This window comes from Micromonospora sp. CNZ285, from assembly GCF_004637285.1.
In genome coordinates this window covers 5,288,736-5,310,089 of the sequence record NZ_SPQD01000001.1, presented here as the reverse complement: position 1 = coordinate 5,310,089, position 21,354 = coordinate 5,288,736, and the positions used below count along the sequence as shown (strand labels likewise).

Genomic DNA, 21,354 nt, shown 5'->3' with positions numbered 1-21,354 from the left:
GGCGTCCTCCTCGTCGTCGTTGCGATGGTAGCAATGATTGGTGTACCAATGGTTTGCACACAAACAGAGAGGCGGCGGGATGAGCGACGACGAGCAGGTGGGCGACGCCTCCGGCAAGGGTGGCCGCCTGTTGGGCTGGGTGTTCCGCAACCTCGCCGGCCCGTCCCAGGTGCAGGGCGCGGTGCAGGGCGGCTCGAAGCTGGCCCGCGACGCGTGGAAGGAAGACCTGGAGCGCCGCAAGCAGTGGAGCCGCGAGCAGCGCGAACTCAAGCGCGCCCGGCGGGAGGCCCGGCGTTCGGGCGGTGTCGGTCAGCCGTAGGTGTCGCGGGGGCCGCGCCCGCGTACCCGTCGAGGGCCGCGCGACCACGACGGCGCCGCCGGCCCGTGGATGTGCAGCTTCCGCACCACGTTGTGGCCCACCTCGCGGGCGATCTGCTGCAACAGCGAGCCCGCCAGCAGGCGCAACTGGGTCGCCCAGGCCGTCGAACGCGCCTCCACGGTCAGCTCGCCGTTCTCCAGCTTGACCGGGCGGCTGTGCTGCGCGACCTCCGGGCCGACCACCTTCTCCCACGCGCCGAACACCGTCGCCTCGGCCGCCGGCTGCTGCCAGCCGCGCGCCTTCATCAGCTTGTCCAGCACCGCGCCGAGCGGCTGCGGGTCGCGCGGGTCCGGACCTGGGCCGGAGTAGCCGCGCAGCCGCTTCTCGCCGTCGCCGCGGACCGCGCCGCGCCGTCGCGGGGCCGCCGCCTGCCGCCGGGCCTTCGCCGCGTCGAGCACCGCCCGCGCCAGTTCCGGCCCGGTCGAGCCCTCCGGCAGGTTCGCGGCCGGCTCACCGTCCGCGGGCTTCCCCGGGGTACGCGCGTCGCGTCCCGGCCCGAGCCGTGCGGGCGGGAGCTGCACCTCGTCATCCGGCACGCCGCACCGTCCCCTCGCCCACCGCGTACCGGGTGCCGCGCAGCGTCGCCGGCACGTCGTCGTCCACCGCGCAGGTGACCAGGAGCTGACTCGCGCCGCCGACCAGCTCGGCCAGCCGTTCCCGCCGGCCGGTGTCCAGCTCGGCGAAGACGTCGTCGAGCACCAGCACCGGCTCGATCCCGTCGGCGCGCAGCAGGTCGTACCCGGCCAGCCGCAACGCCAGCGCGTACGACCAGGACTCGCCGTGGCTCGCGTACCCCTTCGCGGGCAGCGGGCCGAGCGTCAGCGCCAGGTCGTCGCGGTGCGGGCCGACGAGCGTGGTACCGCGTTCGATCTCGGCGGCCCGGTTCGCGGTGAGCGCGGCGGCGAGCGCCTCCGCCAGCGCCGCCCGGTCGGCGCCGGGTTCGGGCAACTCCACCGAGGGCCGGTACGCGATGCCCGCCGCGCCGCGGCCGGCCGCCACCGCGTCGTACGCCTTCGCCACGTGCGGGGTCAGCGCGGCCACCAGCTCCAGGCGGCCGGCGAGCAGGTCCGCGCCGTGCTGCGCCAGATGCGCGTCCCACACGGCCAGCGTCGACAGGTCACCGCCGCGTGTGCCACCGGTCTTCCGAGCCAGGTACGACGTACGCAGCAGCGCGTTGCGTTGCTTGACCACACGCTCGTAGTCGGCGCGGACACCGGCGTAGCGGGGCTGGCGGGTGACGAGCAGGTCGTCCAGGTAGCGGCGGCGTTCGGCCGGATCGCCGCGGACCAGCTCCAGGTCCTCCGGCGCGAACAGCACCAGGCGCAACGCGCCGAGCACGTCCCGGGCACGCCGGGCCGGAGACCGGCCGAGCCGGGCCCGGTTGGCCTTGCCCGGCACGATCTCCAGCTCGACCAGCAGCTCCCGGCCCTCGTGCACCACGGCGCAGCGGATCACCGCCGAGGCGGCGCCCATCCGCACCAGCGGGGCGTCGGTGGCGACCCGGTGCGAATCCAGGGTCGCCACGTAACCCAGCGCCTCGACCAGATTGGTCTTGCCGACGCCGTTCGCGCCGACGAGCACGTTCGGCCCCGGCTCCAGGTCGACGCCGACGCGCTCGTACGAGCGGAAGTCGACCAGTTCGAGCCGGCGGACGTACACAGCCTGTGGATACCGGTCAGCGCTTGTGGACGGCGTGGCCGCCGAACTGCTGGCGCAGCGCGGCGACGGCCTTCATCGCGGGCGAGTCGTCCTGCCGGGAGGCGAACCGGGCGAACAGCGACGCGGTGATGACGTTGAGCGGCACGGCGAGCCGGACCGCCTCGTCCACGGTCCAGCGGCCCTCGCCGGTGTCCTCCGTGTAGCCGCTCAGCTCGGCCAGCTCCGGGTCCTCGTCGAGTGCCCGGTCCAGCAGGTCGAGCAGCCAGGAACGCACGACGGTGCCCTCGCGCCACGACTTGAACACGCCGGGGACGTTCGTCACCAGCTCCGAGGCCGCAAGCAGCTCGTAGCCCTCGGCGTACGCGTGCATCAGGCCGTACTCGATGCCGTTGTGCACCATCTTGGCGTAGTGGCCGGCGCCGACCGGGCCTGCGTGCACGAAGCCGAACTCGCCCTCGGGCTTGAGCGACTCGAAGATCGGCATCAGCCGCTCGACGTGCTCCTGCGCGCCGCCGACCATCAGCGCGTACCCGTTCTGCCGGCCCCAGACGCCGCCGGAGACGCCCACGTCGATGTAGCCGATGCCCTGCTCGTTCAGCCGCTCGGCGCGCGGGGCGTCGTCGCTGAACCGGGAGTTGCCGCCGTCGATGATGATGTCGCCCTCGCCGAGCACACCGGCGAGCTCGTCGATGGTGGCGTCGGTGACGCCGGCGGGGACCATGACCCACACCGCGCGGGGCGACTGGAGCTTCTCGGCGAGCTCGGCCAGGCTCGCGGCGTCGCTGATCTCCGGGTTGCGGTCGTAGCCGACCACCTCGTGCCCGGCGGCGCGCAACCGCTCCCGCATGTTGCCGCCCATGCGGCCGAGTCCTACCAGGCCGAGCTGCATCTGCTCCTACCTCCGTACGTCAGGGTCGTGCTGCGGCGATCAGCGGGACACGCGGATCGGCATGATGAGGTACCGGTACCCCGGGATGACCTCGCCATCCTCGCCTGCCGGGGAGATGACCGCGGGCTTGAACGCGTCGACGAACCGGAGCAGGGCGTGCTGCGCGCCCAGGTTGGCCAGGCCGTCGATGAGGTACTGCGGGTTGAACCCGATGGTGAGCGGCTCGCCGCTGAAGGTGGCCTCCATGGCCTCGCTGGCCCGGGCCTCCTCGGTGCCGCCCGCCTCGACCACGAGACCGTCGGCGCTGAAGCTGAGCAGCACCGGCGTGGTGCGCTCGGCGACCAGCGCGACGCGCTTGACCACCTCGATGAGCGAGGAGACGGCGACGCGGGCCTCGGCGTTGTGGTCGGCCGGGAACAGCGAGCGCACCGGCGGGTAGTTGGCGCCGTCGAGCAGCCGGCTCGTGGTGCGGCGGGTGCCACCGGAGAAACCGATCATGCCCTCACCGGCGCCGCCGGAGGACAGTGCCATGGTGACGTGGCCGCCGAGCGGGCCGAGCGCCTTCGCGGTGTCGTGCAACGTACGGGCCGGCACCAGCGCGTTGAGGCTGACCTCCGGGTCGTCCGGGTTCCACTCCATCTCGCGCAGCGCGAGGCGGTAACGGTCGGTCGCCAGCATGGCCATCGTGCTGCCGCTCAGCTCGATCCGTACGCCGGTCATCATCGGCAGCGTCTCGTCGCGGCCGGCGGCGACAGCCACCTGGGCCACGGCGGCGGCGAAGGCGGCGGCGTCGACGGTGCCGGCGCTCTCCGGCATCTCCGGCAGCGTCGGGTAGTCCTCCACCGGCATGGTGGGCAGCGTGAACCGGGCGCTGCCGCAGACCAGTTCGAGGTGGGCGCCGACGGCGGCGATGTCCACCGGCTTGGCCGGCAGGGCCTTGGTGATCTCGGCGAGCAGGCGGCCGGAGACCAGGGCGGCGCCGTCCGCGTCACCCTGCACCTCGACCGTCACCTGGCTGGAGACCTCGTAGTCGAAGCCGGAGACCTGCAGGTTGCCGTCGGTGACGCGGAGCATCACCCCGGCCAGCACCGGTACGGAGGGTCGGTTGGGCAGGCTCTTGGCGGTCCACGCGACCGCCTCGGCGAGCGCGTCGCGCTCCACTCGGAACTTCATCAATGCCTCCGCGTCGACGTCAGCGACAACTCTCTCATGCCGACCGCTGCCACCCGTCCCGCCCGACCGTGCGGGTACCCATCGCACCTTAAGGCGCTGGGGCATCGGCTGTGCGCCCGACCCCGTGGATCCAGGTGCCCCGGGCGACTACCGACGGCAGTGCTCCGGCCCGATCCACAGGAAGTCCAACGGTGATGATTGGTTTTTGTTGTTTAGAAGAGATAACTCATCGTCTTCATCGCACCTGTGCAAACTGTGGAGAACCGCCGTCCGCGCAGGTCAGACACGTTATCCACCGGTGGTTTGGCTGTGGAGAACCAGGGGTAAAACTCGTGTCCCGGTCCACAGCCCTCGCCGGCCGCCGGGTTTTCCACGGCTGTCCACCGGTTGTCCACCGGTAATCCACCGGTTTTCTCCCCAGCGCTGTGGACAGCGCCGGAGACGTTCACAGCCGTCGTCCCCAGAACCTTCAACAGCTCGCCCACAGGCGACCCGCCGTCTGGGGACAACGGGACCGTCATCCCCAGGCGTCCACAGCGTCGTCCCCAGGAGTTGTCCACAGTCTGTGGGTAACCGGCCGAGTGCGAAGCGTGGTTGTCCACCGCCTGTGACACAGGGCCTGTGGACAATGGGTACGAGCTGTGGACGAACACACGACAGATCCTGGGCCCTCCACCGGGTCGAGGGTCAACAGTTCTCCGCTGTCGGCTACTTGCCACCCGCCCGAGCCCGCCGCGTCGGCGCCGAAAAGGTCGCGTAGGTCACGCCGCCCCTCCCGCGACTCCGCCTGCCTCGCCCAGCCCTGCTCGGGTCGATCATGAAGTTGGCGGCATCTGGCGTCCGGTTTGTCGCCGCTAACCTCATGATCGACGCAAACGGTCGGCCGGCGAGGGCAGGACCGTGACGGCGTTCAGGTCACCTCTGAGGTGTGACGCGCAGCTCCGGCGAGATCTTGGTACGAAACGGCCCCTATGAGGGCGTCAAGCTTCCAAGATCTGCGGGGACGTGCGCTCGCGCGTCTGCCCCTTCTTGTTGACCAAGGAGTTGGGGGCAGGGATGAGGCGTTCTACCTACACAAACTCCTTGATCACCGCTGGAGGAGCCGGGCGGCGGGAGCGGTCAGGTGTTCTGCTTGATGCGGTTCGTCAGCTCGGCGATCTGGTTGTAGAGCGAGCGCCGCTCCGCCATCTGCTGACGGATCTTGCGGTCCGCGTGCATCACCGTGGTGTGATCCCGGCCGCCGAACGCCTGCCCGATCCGGGGCAGCGACAGGTCGGTCAGCTCCCGGCACAGGTACATGGCCACCTGCCGTGCGTTCACCAGCACCCGGGAGCGGGAGTGGCCGCGCAGGTCCTCCAGGCTCACGCCGAAGTAGTCGGCCGTCGACACCATGATCTGGTCCGCGGTGATCTCCGGGCCGGCGCCGTCCGGGATGAAGTCCCGCAGCACCTCCTCGGCCAGCGACAGCTCGACCGACGAGCGGGTGAGGCTGGCGAAGGCGGTGACGCGGATCAGCGCCCCCTCCAGTTCGCGGATCGAGTTCGACACCCGGGACGCGATGAACTCCAGCACGTCCGGCGGGGCGAACAGCCGCTCCTGGGCCGCCTTCTTCTGCAGGATCGCGATCCGCGTCTCCAGGTCCGGCGGCTGGATGTCGGCGAGCAGACCCCACTCGAAGCGCGTACGCAGCCGGTCCTCCAGCGTCGCCAGCTGCTTCGGCGAGCGGTCGGACGTGATCACGATCTGCTTGTTGGCGTTGTGCAGGGTGTTGAAGGTGTGGAAGAACTCCTCCTGCGTCCGCTCCCGGTTCTCCAGGAACTGGATGTCGTCGATCAGGAGGATGTCGACGTCCCGGTAGCGGCGCTGGAACGCGCTCGTCTTGTCGTCGCGCAGCGAGTTGATGAAGTCGTTCGTGAACTCCTCGGTCGAGACGTACCGGACCGAGCGCGCGTTGCCGAGCGTCGTGGCGTAATGCCCGATGGCGTGCAGCAGGTGGGTCTTGCCCAGCCCCGAGCTGCCGTAGATGAACAGCGGGTTGTACGCCTTCGCCGGTGACTCGGCCACCGCCACACTCGCGGCGTGCGCGAACCGGTTGGACGAGCCGATGACGAACGTCTCGAACATGTACTTCGGGTTGAGCCGGTTGCCGCCGCTCTCCGTACCGCCGGGGAGCCTGCGGTCGGCCTGGCCGCCACCACCCGGACGGCGGTGGTCGGCGCCACCCCGGCCGGGGCCGTTGTCGGTGGCGCCGTCGCGGGGCAGGCCGCGCATCGGCGCGGGGTCGGCGGGCGGGCTCTCCCGGTAGCGGGGCTCGTATCCGCCGGCGTCGGGCACGGGCGGCTCGATGCGGTTGCGCTCGTCGAAGGCGCGGCGCTCGGGCGCGGTGCGTACCGGCTCGGCGAACGCGGCGCTGAAGAGCGTGTCCTGTGCGTCCCGGCCAGCCGGGATGAGGTGCGGGCGGCCGCCGTCGGCGGACCGCTGGCGCGGCGCCGGCTCGTCGAGCGGATGCTCCGGGCGCGGTTCGGCGTACCCGGCCTCGGCGTACCCGGGTTCCGGGCGCGGCGACGGGAAGGCCGGGGCGGAGACGGGCGGGCCGGGCTGGTCGAAGCCGGGCAGCGGAGCGGCGCCGTCGTGCTCGGGCAGCGGCTCCGGGCTGCTGCGGTAGACGGTGCCGGCCGGGCGGGCACCGGGGTCGTCGGCGACCCGCACGGTGACCGCCACCTGGATCGGCCGGCCGAGCCGGCGGCTCAACGCCTCGGTGATGGCCGGGCGGAGCCGGGACTCGATCACGTCCCGGGTGAAGGCGTCCGGCACCGAGAGCAGCGCCGTGTCCTCGACGATCGCCCGCAGGCGGGTGAGCCGGAGGTACGCCCGTTGTTGCGCGGAGATGATCTCGTCGGCGAGTTCGTCGGTGGTCGCCGTCCACACCGCGGCAAGGTCGGTCGCTCCGGTCACCGTCGTGCCACCCCCTCGCCTGCTCCTTCTCACGCCCGCCCGGACGGCTGACCGGTCGTCATCCACAAGTTATCCACAGCCTGTGTACCGACCGATTGTGGCCGCCCACCGGACGCGGGTCGGACCTGCCCCCCTCGATCCACGGAGGCGTTGAAGCGGGTTCACCGTGCCGAACGATTCAACAGCGTGTCCGGTCTTGCCGATCGGCGACAAACCCCGGACCCCCGACGCCGACCGCAATCGCGCACGCTAACAGCGCGGACCCCACAGCATCAACCGGCGACACCCTGACGACCTTGGCAACATCAGTGAAAACCGCCCCTTCGGTCGCGCTTGCGCGCAGGTCGGACGCCCGAGTGTGACGTTTGACGGTCATTGCGCCCCTGCGTAGGCTGGAGCGGCTGCTCTCTCGCCCTCTGCTAGGGTGATTGATGCTTGCTGTCCGTGGCTGTCACCCCGCATCGCCGGGGAGCGTGTCACGGCAGCGCCGATCGGAGGTCACCGGCAGGTGATCTGGACCAGCACACGACCCCGGGCGATCCGCCGCGCGGGGCGTACGACAACGGAGAGCCTGACGTGAGCAAGCGCACCTACCAGCCGAACAACCGCCGGCGCGCGAAGACCCACGGCTTCCGGCTGCGCATGCGCACCCGTGCCGGCCGCGCCATCATCGCTACCCGTCGCTCCAAGGGCCGCGCCCGCCTGTCGGCCTGACGCCGACAGGTCCGGTCCGGGGACGTGGGCAGTCGTGCTGGCCGCCGCGCAGCGACTGCGGCGCAGTAGCGACTTCGCCGCAGCGGTTCGCGGTGGCCGACGCGTCGGCCGTGGCGCCGTCGTGGTCCACCTGACCATTCCCGAGCCGATCGGCACCACCGCGACACCCTCGCCGGAGCCGGCGCGAAGCATCGGTGCGGAGACCTCCGCACCGAGCCGCGCCGGCTTCGTCGTGTCCAAGGCCGTCGGCGGCGCCGTGGTCCGCAACAAGGTCCGCCGCCGGCTCCGGCACCTGGTCCGCGAGCGGCTGGCCGAGCTGCCCGCCGGCACCACCCTCGTGGTACGCGCGCTGCCCGCATCGGCCGACGCGACGTACACCCGGCTCGGGGCCGACCTGGACGCGGCCATCGCCGCCGCGCGGGCCCCCCGGGGACGGCGGTCGCGGTGAGCGGCCCGACGACGGCGACTCCGCCGCCCACAACCGGTGCCCGCATGCTGCTGGCGCCCATCATCGCGTACCGTCGGTGGATAAGTCCGGCACTGCCGGCCCGCTGCCGGTTCTACCCGTCGTGCAGTGCCTACGCCGTCGAGGCGGTGTCCCGGCACGGTGCGCTGCGGGGAGCCTGGCTGACGGTCCGTCGGCTGTCGCGCTGCCACCCCTTCCACCCTGGTGGACACGACCCGGTTCCGGAGCCGGGCGACCGCCGCCGTTCCGACGTGACTGGAGCCTGAGTGTTTAGTCTCGACTGGATCTACTACGCGATCTCGTGGATCCTGCTGACCTGGCACTCGGCCTGGGACGCCATCGGAGTTCCGGTCGGGGCCGTGATCGGTACGAACTGGGCCTGGATCCTCGCCATCGTCTTTCTGGTGGTGACGGTCCGGGTGATCCTGTTCCCGGTCTTCGTCAAGCAGATCAAGTCGCAGCGTGCCATGCAGGCGCTCCAGCCGAAGGTCAAGGAGCTCCAGGAGAAGCACAAGGGTGACCGGGAGACGCTCCAGAAGGAGATGATGGAGCTCTATCGGAAGGAAAAGGCCAACCCGCTCATGGGCTGCCTTCCGATGTTCCTCCAGATCCCGGTCTTCCTGGGCCTGTTCCACACGCTGCGCCGCCTCAGCCCCGACAACCAGGGCAAGACCCTGTACGGCTGGACCGTCGACCAGTTCAACAGCGCCTCCAACGCGACGCTGTTCACCGCGCCGATCTCCGGCAAGTTCGGCTCCACTGCCGAGGAACTGAGCCGGCTGGGCGCGAACACCGGCACCGTCAAGGTGGTCGCCGGCATCCTGGTGCTGATCATGATCGCCACCACCTACCTGACCAGCCGTCAGATGATCCTCAAGACCGGGTGGGCCGAGGACCCGCAGCAGCGCATGGTGCAGCGGCTGATGCTCTACGGCATCCCGCTGTCGCTGCTGATCTCGGGTGCGATCTTCCCGATCGGTGTGATCATCTACTGGGTCACCAACAACCTCTTCACGCTCGGCCAGCAGCAGTGGGTGCTGCGGAAGTTCCCGCCGCCGCCGACCGCGAAGAGCACCAGCGCCGCCAAGAGCACCTCCGGCAAGAGCCCCGTGCAGCCGGCCAAGGCCGGTGGCCTGTTCGGCCGCAAGGCGGCCCAGCCGCCGGCGAAGGCTCCGGCCGCCGCGCCGAAGGTGGCCGGCCCGAAGCCTGGTGCCAAGCCGGTCAACCCGAAGAAGGGCGGCAGCAAGCCCGCCAAGCGACAGGGCTGAGCCCACAGGGCCACCGTCGGCGACGTCGACGGTGGCCCGTTCCGGCCGCGTGCTGCCATCCGAGGAGTCGGCGCCGGGCCGGAATCACCGCGCGGAGCGCGGACACGGGCGAAACTGGCCCGTACAGACGTGCCCGAGGGCACCCGGCGAACCTCCCGCCGGCCCCGGGAGACCAGCGGACCCCCGACGGTCCGGCCGAGCGAGTACGGAGATGAGACCCGTGACCGAGACCAGCATCCCCAGCGCCGACCAGTCCCTGGACGAGGAGACCCCCGTTACCGCCGCCACCGAGACCGAGGACGCCGCGGGCGAGGCCCGGGAGAAGAAGGCCCCGGCCGAGAGCGACCTGTTCCGGCAGAGCGAGATCGCCGCCGACTACGTCGAGGGTCTGCTGGACATCCTCGACTACGACGGTGACATCGACGAGCTGGTGTCGGGTGGCCGCCCGGTCGTCGAGGTGGTCGGTGGCCGGCTGCAGAACCTGGTCGGCCAGCGTGGCGCGACCCTGGAGGCGCTCCAGGAACTGGCCCGGCTGGCCGTGTTCCGCCAGACCGGCACGCCGAGCCGCCTGCTGCTCGACGTCGGCGGCTACCGGGCCGCCCGCCGCAAGGAGCTGGCCGCCGTGGCGAAGAACGCGGTCGAGAAGGTCAAGGAGCACGGTGAGCCGGTGCGCCTGGAGCCGATGTCCGCGTTCGAGCGCAAGTGCGTGCACGACGTGGTGAACGCGATGAGCGGGGTGGAGAGCGAGTCCGAGGGCGTCGAGCCCAACCGCCGCATCGTCGTCCGGCCGGTGGACTGAGGTCCGTGATCTCCGACGAGACGACGGCAGGAGCCGTGACCGGCCCGGGCGGTACGCCGCCCGGGCCGTCGGCTGTGCGCCCCGACCCCACTGTCGACCCGGTCTTCTCCGACGACGACGGGCCGGCCGACCCCGCGTACCCGGGTAAGGCCGTGACCGACCCCGGCGAGCCCGCCTTCTCCGGCGAGCCGGCGGTGGTGACCGAGGCCGAGCCCGCAGACCCGGCGGTGGACGTGATGCCCGCCTTCTCCGGTGAACCGGCGGCGGACGTGGCACCGGCGGCCCCGGCCGCGGCGGCCGACCCGGTCTTCGCGGAGCCGTCGGCGGACGCACCGTCCCTCGTGGACGGTGCCGATGCCGGTGCCCCCGATCCGGCGAAGGCGACGCTGCCGCCCGAGCTGGCGGAGGCCGCCCGCGCGTTGTTCGGCGACCGGCTCGACCTGGCCGCCGCGTACGCCGAACTGCTCGCCACCGACGGCGTGGTCCGCGGCCTGATCGGCCCCCGCGAGACGCCGCGGCTCTGGGAGCGGCATCTGCTCAACTGCGCGGTGGTGGCGGAACGGATCCCGGAGGGGGCCAGCGTGATCGACGTCGGCTCCGGTGCCGGGCTCCCCGGTCTGGTGCTGGCGATCGCGCGCCCCGACCTCACCGTGACGCTCGTGGAGCCGCTGGCGCGGCGGACCGCCTTCCTGATCGAGGCGGTGCAGCGTCTCGGCGTGACCCGGGACGTGCGTGTGTTCCGTGGGCGGGCAGAGGAGGCGGCGGCCGGCTCGCGCGATCGGGAACCGCTGAGCGCCGACATCGTGACCGCCCGCGCGGTGGCCCCGCTGGACCGGCTCGCCTCCTGGTGCCTGCCGCTCTTGGCCCCCGGCGGTCGGCTGGTCGCGCTCAAGGGCGCCTCGGCGACCGACGAGATCACCGAGCACACCGAGGCCGTGATCCGCCTCGGCGGCGGGACCCCGGAACTGCACCGCTGTGGCGAAGGGCTGATCGACCCTCCGGCGACTGTGGTCGAGGTGGTTCGGGAGCGCGTGGTCAACCCGCGCCGTCCCAAGAAGCCGAAGCGGTCGCGTGGCGGTCGCCGTCGCGGCGACCGCTGAGCGGGTACGCCATTCCGCACGCCCGGTCCGGTCGTTGGACCGGTGGGCGTGACGCGATCGATCGCAACCCGACATGGACCCACCGCGCCCGTCGGCCGTAGGCTGACCGCGCGTCGATAGTGTGGAACGGCGGTGCCGGGCGGCACCCGAACCCGATGGTTCCCGCCGAGCCGACGGCGCCGTGCGAGGCGCGGACGCGATTCGACGGGTGCGGACCGACCATCCGGAGCGGGTAGGGATGACAGGTGCATGACGACGGCAGGTACGACGATCCACGGTTGACCGGACCAGGAGGCCAGCCCTCCGCCGACCCCGTTTCACGTGAAACCAACTACCAGGAGTGGACGGTGAACGAGTCCGGCGAACCGTCCTCCCCGTATCCGGCGCAGCCGTCCAAGCGACGGGAGCCGTCGGCCGGCGGGCCCGTGCGTCCCGTCTCGTCCGCGCCTGCGAACGTGCCGCCGGCCCGCGATCCGCTCGATCCGGCCGACGGCCCGGTGAACGCACCGACCCCGCGCCCGCCCGCGGTGCGGGCGAACGCCGCGGTACCCACCCGCTACGAACCCCAGCCACCCGTCTCGGCCGTGCCGCACCAGGCCGCCCCCGAGGCCACCGTGGCGCCGTCCGACACGCCACAGGCAGACGGGTACGGGGACGAGGTAGACGCCAGCACGTACGTTTCACGTGAAACCCCGACGCGCGAAGAGGATGATCCACCGTTGGCTATGGAGGCGATGCGCGCCGTGCAGATCCTGAATCCCAGTGGCGAGGTCACCATGCCGCGCCCCGACCGGACCCGGGTGATGTGCGTCGCCAACCAGAAGGGCGGCGTGGGTAAGACGACCACCACCGTGAACCTCGCCGTGGCGCTCGCGCTGCACGGCAACCGGGTGCTCGTGGTCGACCTTGACCCCCAGGGCAACGCCTCCACCGGTCTGAACGTGCCGCACCACACGGGCGTGCCCGACGTGTACGACTGCCTGATCGACAGTGTGCCGCTGGAGGAGGTGGCCCAGGCCGTCGAGGGCATTCCGAACCTGTGGTGCGTACCGGCCACCATCGACCTGGCCGGCGCCGAGATCGAGCTGGTCTCCGTGGTGGCCCGGGAGTCGCGCCTGGCGCGGGCCATCGCCGCGTACCCGGGGCACTTCGACTACGTCTTCATAGACTGTCCGCCGTCGCTCGGCCTGCTGACCGTCAACGCGCTCGTGGCCGCGCAGGAGGTGCTGATCCCGATCCAGTGCGAGTACTACGCGCTGGAGGGCCTCAACCAGCTGATCAACAACATCAACCTGGTCCGGCAGCACCTCAACCCGAAGCTCGAGGTCTCCACCATCCTGCTCACCATGTACGACAGGCGTACCCGGCTCGCGGACGCGGTCGAGCAGGACGTCCGGAACCACTTCGGCGACAAGGTGCTCCAGGCCGTCATTCCCCGCAACGTGCGTGTCTCCGAGGCGCCGAGCTACGGCCAGTCGGTGATGACCTACGATCCCGGTTCGCGGGGAGCCACGAGTTACTTCGAGGCCGCCCAGGAGATCGCGGAGCGAGGCGTCAAGGAGCCGGTGAGCCGGAATGCGTAGTGCGGAGATGTCGCTGGGAGGCGTCGCATGAAGAACCGTCCCCGCGGCGGACTGGGCCGAGGGCTCGGCGCCCTCATCCCCACCGGCCCGGTACCGGGCGCCGAACCGGCGGCCACCGAACCGGAGTCGTCGGCAGTCGCCGCGTCGCCGTCGGCTCCGGCCGCTGGCGCGACCGCTGCCATCACGGGCGGCGTCGCAAGCACCCCGTCGCCGGCCGCCGAGCCCGAGCCGCAGCTGAGCCCGGTGCCCGGCGCGCGCTTCGCGGAGATCCCGGTCGACGCGATCGTGCCGAACCCGAAGCAGCCCCGGCACGTCTTCGACGAGGAGGCGCTTGAGGAACTGAAGACCTCGATCCAGGAGGTCGGCTTCCTCCAGCCGATCGTGGTCCGCCAGCTCGACCCCGACAAGTTCGAACTCGTGATGGGTGAGCGGCGCTGGCGTGCCGCCCAGGCGGTCGGCCGGGAGACCATCCCCGCCATCGTCCGGGACACCAAGGACGACGCGATGCTCCGGGACGCGCTCCTGGAGAACATCCACCGCGCCAACCTCAACCCGCTCGAAGAGGCGGCGGCGTACCAGCAACTGCTGGAGGAGTTCGGCGCCACGCACGAGGAGCTGGCCCGGCGGATCGGTCGCAGCCGCCCGCAGATCTCCAACACCATCCGGCTGATGAACCTGCCGCCCGCCGTGCAGCGCCGGGTCGCCGCCGGCGTCCTCTCCGCCGGCCACGCCCGGGCTTTGCTCAGCCTCGACAACGCCGAGGCACAGGAGGCCCTCGCCGAGCGGATCGTCCGCGAGGGCATCACGGTCCGCGGCGCCGAAGAACTGGTGCACCTGGCGCTCGCCGAGGAGCCGGCGAAGTCGGCCGCCGCCAAGCGCCGGCCGAAGCCGCACGCCCCGGCGCTCACCGATCTCGCGGACCGGCTCTCCGACCGGTTCGACACCCGGGTGAAGGTCGACATCGGCCGCAGCAAGGGCAAGATCACGATCGAGTTCGCCACTGTCGACGACCTGGAGCGGATCGTCGGGATCATCGGCATGGGCGAGGACGGGACGCCCGAGGCGTAGTCCTCCCTTCCCGGTTGTCGATCCGGCCGCATCCCGACGAGGGGATGCGGCCGGACCTGTATCCGGGTTGGTTCGGTGCCGCTCGTTCGTTCTGGCGGTGGCGTTGGGTCGTGGCGATTCCGGTCGACGGAGAGACCGACCACTCGGAAGTCATTGCCGTCTCCGACGACGGGCCGGGGCTGTCCGGTGCCGATGGTGCTCACTGATGCCGGGCGCCCTCCCACGCTGACGCGGCCGGAGCGGGTGGGAGCGTCGGGTTGCACCGGCTCTTGGGCTTATCGCGCCTCGCCCGGCGTTTCACGTGAAACGGGGACCGGTGACTGGGAGGTGAGGGCGCGGGTGAACCCGCTCTCCGCGCTACTGGTTGGTGGCACGCCGCGCGCCCGAGCGGTGAGCGGCTGAGCCGCCGCTTGCGCGAGGACCGAGTGCGCAGAAGTTTCCGAGGGCCGCCGTTCGACGTTGACGAGTCGGTGCGCGCCTACTCCGTTGGTCTGGCGGGCGGTCTGCGGTGACGGCTCAGACGGAAGCCGTCGCTTGTACGACTCGCTCGTTCCGCGCGATGCACCCGTCTAGCTGCCAGCTGGGGGCCGTCCGCCGATCGCACGCGAACCGGTTCTGCGCGGAAAGCCATTCGGGCTGCCGGGCTGCCGAGCTGCCGGGCCGTCGAGCTGCCGGGCTGCCGGGCCGTGGAGGCCGCCGCGCTGCCTAGCCCGGCCAGCATGCCGACGTGGCCCCGGGCTGGCGTGCCGACGTGTGCCGGGCGGCAAGCCCCGAGCTGGGGCGCGGGCGAACGGAGGATGATCATGCTGACGGGCCGCAGGGCTGCGCACGCCCGGCCCTGGCGGTCGCGCAGGAGTCGCTCTGCCGAGCCCTATCCGATCGCGCCTGTGAGCGATCCAGGCGCATTGAGTCGCGTCCGCCGAACCAGGAAGCGCCGAGCGAGGGTCGCTGAGCCGAGCAGTGCCGAACCGGGGAGTGCCGAATCGGAGAGCGGCCGAACCGGGGGGCCGCCGAACCGGGGAGCGTCGAACCGGGGACTCTCGCGAGGAGCCCGGTCAGCGGGCCGAGCGATGCGCCCAGCTCAGGATTTTCGGGACGGCTTCCCTACCGAGTCGTCGGCGCCGCCGTCGAACGATCTACCAACTCTCTTCGGACTGGCCGGGTGGTCGCAGACTCCAGTGCGGCGGTGAGCCCGATCAGCGATCGGGCGGCAAACCTGAGGCCCGCACGGCCCGCTCGGGCTCGGCCTTGTCGACTCAGGCGCGCCTGCTGTTTCACGTGAAACGCGGCGGTCATCGTCGATCAGGAACGCATGGGCGCCGACCCTCGCCCGACCCGACCCTCATCCGATCGAGTCCCGGCTGTGCCGAGTGCAAGTGATGAGGCGCGGTGCCGGCCACGAGTCGAGCGGTGGTCGGCGCGCTTGACGTCCGCGCGGCCCGGCCCGCCCCCAACGACAACCGCCGGATGGCTCGCCTCGCGACTCACCCGTCGCCGTCGCCCGGAGGCGCCTCGTTCGATCCGTCGCACCCGCCGAGGACCAGCCGCGGAACAAGGCCCGCCGGCGTCAGTGAGCCGAGCGACCGAGCCGAGAAGCGCGTCGGCGCGTACCCGCCGTTTCACGTGAAACGGCTACGAGAGAAGCCGCCGACCCCCGGTGCGGATCGGCCGCCGGATCGTTGGAAGAACGGGCCCGGAGACACCCGAGGTTATCCACAGCGGTTGTCCACAGGCACTCCCCGTTTCACGTGAAACGAAGCGAGGAAACCCTTGCTGAGCAGTGCATGACGCGCTGTACTGGTGATCTCGGCAGCCTGTGGACAACGCGGTGGACAACCGGTGGGCGGCCAGTGGAACAGGTAGGGACAGGCGTCGCCAACTCGGTTAGGGTCAGCGTCGTGCCGGACACCCCTCCCTCAGTTCCCGACTTCACCCAGTGGCCGTCCTTCCCCTTCGAGGGCGATCTCCGCGTCAAGCAGCTCGACGAGCCCGTACCGTTCGAACCTCCCCGCCGTGGCGAGGCGGACCGGGAGTGCACCGCCTGCAACGCGCCCGACGAGGCGTACATCTGGGTCGGTGAGCGGTGGCGCGTCCGCGCCATGGACCGGCCCACCGGCCTGCCGATGGTCCTGATCCTGGAGTCCCGTTCCCACCTGGATCTGGGCGACCTGCCGAACCTGCTCGCCGCTGAACTGGGCGTGATGACCGTCCGCCTGGAGCGGGCCGTGCGCTCGCTCGACGGGGTGGCCCGGGTCCACGTGAACCGGTGGGGCGATGGGTCGGCGCACCTGCACCTGTGGTTCCTGGCCCGGCCGTACGGGCGGCTGCAACTGCGGGGCACGTTCCTGTCGCTGTGGGACTCGATCCTGCCGCCGATCTCCGAGGAGAAGTGGCGGGAGAACCTCGCCATGGTGGCCGCGTGGCTCGCCGAGTTCGGCGGCCGTCCGCTGGCCGAACCGCCGCGCATCCACTGGCAGGCGCCGTCGAGTCTCTCCCCGGCCTCGCCCGCGAACGCCGCTGAGGAGCCCGAGGACGAGGCCGTGTCGGTGATCGAGGCAGCGGACGAGATCCCCGAGTCCGACGCGGCAGCGGACCTCTCAGACCCCTCGGCGGGCCCGTCGGAGCCCGACCCGGCACCGCAGACCGGCCCGGCGCCGGTAACCGCGCCGGGCGGCGCACCGACGAGCGAAGGCGACGACGAGGCGGAGGACGAGGGCGGGGACGAGAGCGGCCGGCCGGACGCAGCGCGTACCCGGGAGAGCTGAGGTCAGCGGCGGGCGGCGGCCCGGGTCACGAGCGTGCCGAGGACCCGGCCGAAGTCCAGCCCCGCCGCCTGGATCGCCAGCGGCAGGAGCGACGTCTCGGTCATGCCCGGGGAGACGTTTACCTCCAGCACGTGCGGGTCGCCGCCGGCGTCGACGATCAGGTCGACCCGGGACACGTCGCGCAGCCCGAGCGCGGTGTGGGCGGCGAGCGCCACCTCGGTCACCCGGGCGGTCGTCGCGGCGTCGAGCCGGGCGGGCGCGTGCCAGGTGGTACGCCCGGCGGTGTAGCGGGCCGCGTAGTCGTAGACGCCGTTGCGCGGCACGATCTCGACCGGGGGCAGGGCCTGCGGCCCCTTGCCGAGGTCGAGCACGGAGACCGCCACGTCCATCCCGGGTACGTAGCGCTCCACGAGCGCGGTCTGGTCGTACGCGAAACAACCCACCATGGCGGCCGGCAGCGACGCCGCCTCCCGGACCACGGCGGCGCCCAGTCCGGAACCGCCCTGCGCCGGCTTGACCATCAGCGGCAGACCGAGGCGGTCGACGATGCGGTCCAGGACGGCCACCGCGCCCAGTTCGGAGAAGCGGTCGTGCGGCAGCGCCACCCAGTCGGGGGTGGGGATGCCCGCCTCGCGCAGCACCGCCTTGGCGGACGGCTTGTCCCAGGCGAGGCGGGACGACCGGGCGTCGCAGCCGACGTAGGGCACGTCCCAGAGGTCGAGCACGCCGCGCAGCGAGCCGTCCTCGCCGGTGGCGCCGTGCAGGGCGATCACCACCGCGTCCGGCGGGTCGGCGGTCAGCGCGGGCAGCAGCGCCACGTCGGCGTCGCGCAGTTCCGCCTCGACGCCCACCGCGCGCAGCGCGTCGAGGACCCGGCGGCCCGACCGCAGGGAGACGTCCCGCTCGTAGGAGAGGCCGCCCGCGAGTACGAGCACGTGCAGCTCGTCGGCGACGGATCCGGTCACGGGAGGCGGTGCGGCGGGGCTGTCGGACATGCGGGCATCATGCCAAGTCGGGGCCGGGCGCGTCCGAGCCGCCCTGGCGGCGGCGCGGTCCGGCACCGCCGACCGCCCCGAAGACCTTGCGCATGGCGATCTCCTGCTCCATCACCCCGGCCAGCCGGCGCACGCCCTCGCGGATCCGCTCCGGCGTCGGGAAGGAGAAGTTGAGCCGCATGTTCCCGGCGCCGGTGCCGTCGGCGTAGAAGCCGGTCCCCGGCACGTACGCGACGCGGGCGGCCACGGCACGCGGCATCATCGCCTTGGAGTCGAGCCCGTCGGGCAGCGTCGCCCAGACGAACAGGCCGCCTTCCGGCTTGGTCCAGGTGGTGCCCTCGGGCATCAGGTCGGCCATCGCGTCGAGCAGCGCGTCCCGGCGCTCGCGGTAGATCTCGCGGTAGACCTTGAGCTGCTGCCGCCAGGGCATGGTGCCGAGGTACGTCGAGACGGCCGACTGCGCGTAGGCGCTCGGGCAGAGGATCTGCGCCTCGCTGGCGATGACCAGCTTGTCGCGGACCGCGTGCGGGGCCAGGATCCAGCCGACCCGCAGGCCCGGCGCGAACGTCTTGGAGAACGTGCTCAGGTAGAAGACCCCGTCGCGCCGCCGGGCCCGCAGCGGCCGGGGCGCCTCGCCCTCGAAACCGAGCTGACCGTACGGGTCGTCCTCCACCACGAGCAGCCCGGCGCGCTCACAGATGTCGAGGACCCGCTCGCGCCGCTCCTCGCTCAGCGTCACGCCGGCGGGGTTCTGGTAGGTGGGGATGGTGTAGAGGAACTTCACCCGCCGGCCGGCCCGGGCCAGGTCGGCGATGGCCGTCTCCAGCGCCTCCGGGATGAGCCCCTCGTCGTCCATCGGCACGTGGGCCACCTGGGCCTGGGCGGCCTGGAACACCCCGAGCGCGCCGACGTACGTCGGGCCCTCGGCGAGCACCACGTCACCCGGGTCCAGGAAGAGACGGGCCACGAGGTCGAGGGCCTGCTGGCCGCCGACGGTGACCACCACGTCCTCCGGTGAGGCGCCGCAGGAGGCGTCGATCCCGGAGAGGGACATCACCTCGCAGATCCGCTCGCGCAGCTCGGGGGCACCCTGGCCGACGCCGTACTGGAGGGTGGTGGCGCCGTGCTCGGAGCCGAGCCGGCCGAGCATCTCGCCGACCGCGTCGAGCGGCAGCGCCGCGATGTAGGGGGCCCCACCGGCGAGCGAGACGACCTCCGGCCGGTTGGCCACCGCGAAGAGTGCCCGGATCTCCGAGGCGGTCATCCCGCGGACGCGCCGGGCGTACCGGTCGGTGTAGTCGTCGAGCGTCGTGCCGGTCATGGACATCACCTCGATCGGGTGTCGGCGGGGCTGCCGCCCGGTGTGGTACCCGCGATGCCGACATCCATTGGCGGCGGGGTCCGGTTGGTCGATCGTAGTCCCCGGTGACGGTCGCGGCACCGGCCGTGTGGACACGTCCACATCCCGGACCCGCCGTCGGCCGTCCGGGCGAGGGCTCGCGCGTTCCCTCCCGTACCGCCGCACAGCGGCGTACGATCGCTCGTCGGGAGCAGGAGGGCGCGGGACTCACCGGCGCTCCGAGCCTAGTGGTGGGGTGCGCTCATGTCGCGACGTCTGGTCAGCCTGACCCTGGACACGCTGGAGGACCTGCCTCGATCCTGCCGGAGCTGCGTCTACTGGGAGCTGGATCCGGTCTCCGCGGAACGGGCCTGCGCAGCCGGTGACCCGGGCCTGGAGAAGGAGGCGTGGGTCTCCCAGACGCTGCTGGAGTGGGGTTCCTGCGGCAAGCTCGTCTACGTCGACGGCATGCCGGCCGGTTTCGTCATGTACGCCCCGCCGGCGTACGTCCCGCGCTCGATGGCGTTTCCCACCTCGCCGGTCTCGGCGGACGCGGCGCTGCTGATGACGGCGCACGTGGTGCCCGCCTTCGCCGACGGCGGCCTGGGCCGGATGCTGGTGCAGGGCGTGGCCCGCGACCTCACCAAGCGCGGCATCAAGGCGATCGAGGCGTTCGGCGACGCCAAGTTCGGCGACGACGCGGACGACCCGGCACGCGCGTGCGTGGCACCCGCCGACTTCTTCCTCTCGGTGGGCTTCAAGACGGTCCGGCCGCACCCGCGCTACCCCCGGCTGCGGCTGGAGTTGCGGACGGCGCTGAGCTGGAAGTCGGACGTGGAGTACGCGCTGGAGAAGCTGCTCGGCTCGATGAGCCCGGAGACGCTGCTGCGGCCGGTCCGCCCGGCGCCCGCCACCCGCTCGACGAGCTGAGTCGCGGGTCAGTCGACGACGGTGCCGGCGGCCACGATCGCCCGCAGCTCGCTCACGTCGATCGAGCCGGTCGGCACGTCCCGCTCGATCGGCAGGTACATCCGCTGCACGCCGGCCACGATGGCCTCGACCACCCGGTCCCGGAAGCGTGGGTCGACGAGCCGTCCCCTGTCGTCCGGTGAGGTGAGGTAGCCGACCTCGACGCGTACCGCGGGCATCCGGGTGAGGCGGAGCAGCTCCCAGGCCTTGGCGTGGGTACGGCAGTCGCGCAGCCCGGTGCGGGCCACGATCTCCCGCTGCACGAGCCCGGCCAGGCGCTCGCCGGTCGCCGACGTGACGCCGTTGTCGGTGCCGTAGTGGTAGGTCGCCACCCCCTCGGCCTCCGGGTTGGCGTGCCCGTCGGTGTGCAGGGAGATGAACACGTCGGCGCCGAGGGAGTTGGCGAGCTGGGCGCGGTCCGCGTCCGGCAGGCAGGCGCCGGGCGACGGGCCTCGGGTGAGCTGCACCCGTACGCCCGCGGCGGCGAGCCGCCCCTCCAGCCGGCTGGCGAGGTCGTGCACGAGGTCCGCCTCGGTCCAGCGCAGCGTGCCGTCGGGCACCACCACGCCCGGGTCGGTGCCGCCGTGCCCCGGGTCGATCACCACGGTCCGTCCGACGAGCGCCGGACCGGCCTGCCGGATGGCGTCGGACTCGCGCAGCCACTGCGGGCGCCCGCCGACCACCTTGCGGCCCAGGCGGCGCAGCGCGTTGACGGTGTGCGGGCCGCACGAGCCGTCCGGTTTCAGGCCCATCTCCCGCTGGAACTGGGCCACCGCACGGGAGGTGCGGATGCCGTAGATGGCGTCGGCGCGGCCCACGTCGTACCCCATCTCCAGCAGGCGTTCCTGGAGCGAGCGGACGTCCTCGCCGGTCAGCGGCTCGGGTACGGCGTGGTAGAGCGCGCGGGCGCCGAACCGCCAGCGGGCCGCGTCGAGCGCCCGCCAGGTCTCGGCGCCGACCCGCCCGTCGACGCTGAGGCCGCGGGACTGCTGGAAGGCCCGTACCGCGCGTTCGGTCTGGGCGTCGTAGTCGTCGCCCGCGGCCTCGGCGGGGAGAAGCTCCAGGCCGGCGAGGACGGTACGGATCTCGGCCACCGCCGGTCCCTGGTCACCGGGTCGGATCGGACGCACGACGACCCCCTCTGCACGGACGTTGGCGGACCGGAACTCCGACGGATGCTTACGGAGCGTACCGTGGCCGATACCCGGCGGGTTCGCGTTCATGCAGGTCAGG

General features: G+C 72.1%; 19 protein-coding genes. 11 read left to right on the top strand and 8 right to left on the bottom strand.

Features of this window, described 5'->3' with window-relative positions:
• Nucleotides 1-79 precede the first annotated feature (79 nt).
• Complete coding sequence (locus CLT75_RS24180) at nt 80-319, top strand: hypothetical protein (protein WP_013283216.1); 240 nt, start codon at nt 80-82, stop codon at nt 317-319.
• Here CLT75_RS24180 and CLT75_RS24175 read toward each other — a convergent pair.
• The 5 genes from CLT75_RS24175 to dnaA form a co-directional block, all read right to left on the bottom strand.
• The gene (locus tag CLT75_RS24175) at nt 310-915 is read right to left on the bottom strand and encodes a DciA family protein (protein ID WP_135242600.1); all 606 of its coding nucleotides are present in this window, start codon (nt 913-915) and stop codon (nt 310-312) included. The two genes, CLT75_RS24180 and CLT75_RS24175, sit on opposite strands and share 10 nt — an antisense overlap.
• The gene (gene recF / locus CLT75_RS24170) at nt 905-2,038 is read right to left on the bottom strand and encodes a DNA replication/repair protein RecF (RefSeq protein WP_030269563.1); all 1,134 of its coding nucleotides are present in this window, start codon (nt 2,036-2,038) and stop codon (nt 905-907) included. Before recF ends, CLT75_RS24175 begins: the two co-directional genes overlap by 11 nt.
• A gap of 16 nt (nt 2,039-2,054) precedes the next feature.
• Nucleotides 2,055-2,927 (bottom strand): phosphogluconate dehydrogenase (NAD(+)-dependent, decarboxylating), encoded by an 873-nt coding sequence (gene gnd, locus CLT75_RS24165; RefSeq protein ID WP_135242599.1) that lies wholly within the window; start codon nt 2,925-2,927, stop codon nt 2,055-2,057.
• 39 nt (nt 2,928-2,966) lie between these two features.
• On the bottom strand, nt 2,967-4,100 hold the full coding sequence (dnaN, locus tag CLT75_RS24160; RefSeq protein WP_135242598.1) for a DNA polymerase III subunit beta: 1,134 nt from the start codon (nt 4,098-4,100) through the stop codon (nt 2,967-2,969).
• A gap of 1,119 nt (nt 4,101-5,219) precedes the next feature.
• A complete protein-coding gene (gene dnaA, locus CLT75_RS24155) occupies nt 5,220-7,055 on the bottom strand; it encodes a chromosomal replication initiator protein DnaA (RefSeq protein WP_135242597.1) in 1,836 nt (611 codons plus the stop codon).
• A gap of 576 nt (nt 7,056-7,631) precedes the next feature.
• Between dnaA and rpmH the strand changes: the two genes are divergently transcribed.
• From rpmH to CLT75_RS24110, 9 genes are all read left to right on the top strand, one after another.
• Nucleotides 7,632-7,769 (top strand): 50S ribosomal protein L34, encoded by a 138-nt coding sequence (gene rpmH, locus CLT75_RS24150; protein WP_018788530.1) that lies wholly within the window; start codon nt 7,632-7,634, stop codon nt 7,767-7,769.
• Between the two features lie 34 nt (nt 7,770-7,803).
• On the top strand, nt 7,804-8,217 hold the full coding sequence (gene rnpA / locus CLT75_RS24145) for a ribonuclease P protein component (RefSeq protein WP_135242596.1): 414 nt from the start codon (nt 7,804-7,806) through the stop codon (nt 8,215-8,217).
• A 44-nt stretch (nt 8,218-8,261) separates the two neighbouring features.
• Nucleotides 8,262-8,501, top strand: coding sequence for a membrane protein insertion efficiency factor YidD (gene yidD / locus CLT75_RS24140; protein ID WP_013477538.1), 240 nt, complete (start codon nt 8,262-8,264; stop codon nt 8,499-8,501).
• Nucleotides 8,502-9,503 (top strand): membrane protein insertase YidC, encoded by a 1,002-nt coding sequence (gene yidC, locus CLT75_RS24135; RefSeq protein ID WP_135242594.1) that lies wholly within the window; start codon nt 8,502-8,504, stop codon nt 9,501-9,503.
• A 211-nt stretch (nt 9,504-9,714) separates the two neighbouring features.
• Nucleotides 9,715-10,302, top strand: a complete 588-nt coding sequence (locus CLT75_RS24130; RefSeq protein WP_135242593.1) for a Jag family protein — start codon at nt 9,715-9,717, stop codon at nt 10,300-10,302.
• 236 nt (nt 10,303-10,538) lie between these two features.
• Nucleotides 10,539-11,402 (top strand): 16S rRNA (guanine(527)-N(7))-methyltransferase RsmG, encoded by an 864-nt coding sequence (rsmG, locus tag CLT75_RS24125; RefSeq protein ID WP_486485366.1) that lies wholly within the window; start codon nt 10,539-10,541, stop codon nt 11,400-11,402.
• A 245-nt stretch (nt 11,403-11,647) separates the two neighbouring features.
• Nucleotides 11,648-12,985, top strand: coding sequence for an AAA family ATPase (locus CLT75_RS33450; RefSeq protein ID WP_135242591.1), 1,338 nt, complete (start codon nt 11,648-11,650; stop codon nt 12,983-12,985).
• A 27-nt stretch (nt 12,986-13,012) separates the two neighbouring features.
• Nucleotides 13,013-14,053 carry a ParB/RepB/Spo0J family partition protein gene (locus CLT75_RS24115; protein ID WP_135242590.1) on the top strand — a complete coding sequence of 347 codons (1,041 nt, stop codon included), beginning with the start codon at nt 13,013-13,015 and terminating at the stop codon, nt 14,051-14,053.
• 1,898 nt (nt 14,054-15,951) lie between these two features.
• Entirely contained in the window at nt 15,952-16,818 is an 867-nt protein-coding gene (locus CLT75_RS24110) for a hypothetical protein (RefSeq protein WP_135242589.1), read from the top strand.
• A 2-nt stretch (nt 16,819-16,820) separates the two neighbouring features.
• On the opposite strand, the gene CLT75_RS24105 is transcribed toward CLT75_RS24110, so the two are convergent.
• Together CLT75_RS24105 and CLT75_RS24100 are read right to left on the bottom strand one after the other, a co-directional pair.
• The gene (locus CLT75_RS24105; protein ID WP_135242588.1) at nt 16,821-17,813 is read right to left on the bottom strand and encodes a D-alanine--D-alanine ligase; all 993 of its coding nucleotides are present in this window, start codon (nt 17,811-17,813) and stop codon (nt 16,821-16,823) included.
• Between the two features lie 7 nt (nt 17,814-17,820).
• A complete protein-coding gene (locus tag CLT75_RS24100; protein ID WP_135242587.1) occupies nt 17,821-19,134 on the bottom strand; it encodes an aminotransferase-like domain-containing protein in 1,314 nt (437 codons plus the stop codon).
• A gap of 282 nt (nt 19,135-19,416) precedes the next feature.
• On the opposite strand from CLT75_RS24100, the gene CLT75_RS24095 reads away from it, so the two are divergent.
• Nucleotides 19,417-20,082 carry a GNAT family N-acetyltransferase gene (locus CLT75_RS24095; RefSeq protein ID WP_013289377.1) on the top strand — a complete coding sequence of 222 codons (666 nt, stop codon included), beginning with the start codon at nt 19,417-19,419 and terminating at the stop codon, nt 20,080-20,082.
• An 8-nt stretch (nt 20,083-20,090) separates the two neighbouring features.
• Here the strand turns inward: CLT75_RS24095 and CLT75_RS24090 are convergent, their stop codons facing one another.
• A complete protein-coding gene (locus tag CLT75_RS24090) occupies nt 20,091-21,251 on the bottom strand; it encodes an N-acetylmuramoyl-L-alanine amidase (protein WP_135242586.1) in 1,161 nt (386 codons plus the stop codon).
• Nucleotides 21,252-21,354: the final 103 nt, after the last annotated feature.

Bases quoted from the DNA above. Each gene is read 5' to 3' on its own strand.
- CLT75_RS24180 (WP_013283216.1), top strand. From the start codon at position 80: ATGAGCGACGACGAGCAGGTGGGCGACGCCTCCGGCAAGGGTGGCCGC.
- gnd (WP_135242599.1), bottom strand. From the start codon at position 2,927: ATGCAGCTCGGCCTGGTAGGACTCGGCCGCATGGGCGGCAACATGCGG.
- dnaN (WP_135242598.1), bottom strand. From the start codon at position 4,100: ATGAAGTTCCGAGTGGAGCGCGACGCGCTCGCCGAGGCGGTCGCGTGG.
- yidD (WP_013477538.1), top strand. From the start codon at position 8,262: ATGCTGCTGGCGCCCATCATCGCGTACCGTCGGTGGATAAGTCCGGCA.
- CLT75_RS24130 (WP_135242593.1), top strand. From the start codon at position 9,715: ATGAGACCCGTGACCGAGACCAGCATCCCCAGCGCCGACCAGTCCCTG.
- rsmG (WP_486485366.1), top strand. From the start codon at position 10,539: ATGCCCGCCTTCTCCGGTGAACCGGCGGCGGACGTGGCACCGGCGGCC.
- CLT75_RS24115 (WP_135242590.1), top strand. From the start codon at position 13,013: ATGAAGAACCGTCCCCGCGGCGGACTGGGCCGAGGGCTCGGCGCCCTC.
- CLT75_RS24105 (WP_135242588.1), bottom strand. From the start codon at position 17,813: ATGTCCGACAGCCCCGCCGCACCGCCTCCCGTGACCGGATCCGTCGCC.
- CLT75_RS24100 (WP_135242587.1), bottom strand. From the start codon at position 19,134: ATGACCGGCACGACGCTCGACGACTACACCGACCGGTACGCCCGGCGC.
- CLT75_RS24095 (WP_013289377.1), top strand. From the start codon at position 19,417: ATGTCGCGACGTCTGGTCAGCCTGACCCTGGACACGCTGGAGGACCTG.